We start from the raw sequence: 1,617 nt of genomic DNA, 5'->3' as shown, positions 1-1,617 counted from the left end.
AGGTCTATTTTAGAAATACTAAAAAGAAAAAGCCTAGCTATTTAGCTAGGCTCTCTCTTAGAATATGGCGGTGAGAGAGGGATTCGAACCCTCGATACGTTGCCGTATACACACTTTCCAGGCGTGCTCCTTCAGCCTCTCGGACATCTCACCGTATTGTTGTTGGATATGTACTTAACATCTCTCAACGGGGCGCTACTATATGGAAAAGGATCATAGGCGTCAACAGCTAAATGCATTTTTCCTTTAACTTTTGACTCAAGCAGTCAAATAAAAAACAATATGCACAAAAGCTAGGCAAATTATGCAATAAAGCAATAGCAATGAATGGTTGCATTGAAATGAGAATTAAAAAATTTCGTTAACTGGTTAACATTCTCAACATTTTTATTAACAACTTATTTAAAGAGACTTGAAATCAGAACGTAACCCTCGCACCCTATGATAAAAATGCTGGAGGAAGGCAAAATGAATATTATTTATTATCATCCTTTTTTTTGACGCAGAAACATGGATCAATGGTATGAAGGCGCGTTTGCCAAATGCCAATATACGCATTTGGGAACCCGGCGATAATCAACCTGCAGATTACGCCATGGTTTGGCTTCCTCCTTATGAAATGCTTGCAAGTCGTAATCACCTTAAAGGTATTTTTGCATTAGGGGCTGGTGTTGATGCTATTTTAAAGCAAGAACAACAAAAGCCCGGCACATTACCAACCGGTGTCCCTGTTATGCGTTTGGAAGACACGGGAATGGGACTTCAAATGCAAGAATATGCGATTGCTAAAGTAATGTATTATTTTCGTCGAATGGATGATTATAAGCGTCAACAATCGCAACGTTTATGGAAACAACTTCCAGCGCATACTTATGATAATTTTGTGATTGGTGTTTTAGGTGCCGGTGCTTTAGGTGGGAGTGTTGCGACTAAACTCGCCGAGCTTGGATTTAAAGTTCGTTGCTGGAGTCGCAGTGAAAAACAAATTAACAATGTTGAAAGTTTTTATGGTAAAGAGCAACTCAGCGATTTCCTCAAAGAGTGTAATTTACTGATTAACTTATTACCTTATACACCAGAAACGCATGGTATTTTGAATTTCTCACTCTTTGAGCAACTTAAACCTTCTTCTTATTTAATTAATTTGGCGCGCGGCGCACATTTAGTCGATCAGGACTTATTAGAGGCAATTGATCAAGGGCATATAGCTGATGCGACCTTGGATGTTTTTGCTCAAGAACCTTTAGCGGGAATGCACCCATTTTGGACACATCCTCGTGTTTCTATTACCCCACATATTGCTGCGTTTACCATTCCTACTATTGCAATGGATACGATTGTTGAAAATATCCAGCGAATTGAAAAAGGTGAAGCACCTTTTGGAGTGGTAGATATGAAGAGCGGGTATTAAATATATCTAAACGCCATTCTCATTTTATATAATAAGCGATAAATTTTAATTTATCGCTTATTTTTTTGTTTTAACTTTCATAAAATATCATTTTTCTTATTATTTGCATATTTTAATAAAAATCTGACTATAATAGATATCTCTTAGTCTTTATCTTCTTGATTATTATCCCATTCTTTTGAAAATGGGGGTGAGATAATGAAGGG

The 1,617-nt window shown here is 37.1% G+C and carries 1 tRNA gene and 1 pseudogene; one reads left to right on the top strand and one right to left on the bottom strand.

The annotated features are described in order from the left end of the window. Positions 1-65: 65 nt before the first annotated feature. Positions 66-153 (bottom strand) — tRNA-Ser (locus BHE89_RS16710). Between the two features lie 315 nt (positions 154-468). On the opposite strand from BHE89_RS16710, the pseudogene ghrA reads away from it, so the two are divergent. Then, positions 469-1,411: pseudogene (gene ghrA / locus BHE89_RS16705) on the top strand (glyoxylate/hydroxypyruvate reductase GhrA). Positions 1,412-1,617: the final 206 nt, after the last annotated feature.

Origin of the sequence: Shigella sp. FC1967 (assembly GCF_001743005.1) — a bacterium.
Taxonomy (GTDB): Bacteria; Pseudomonadota; Gammaproteobacteria; order Enterobacterales; family Enterobacteriaceae; genus Proteus.
This window is presented reverse-complemented; position numbering and strand designations above follow the sequence as displayed.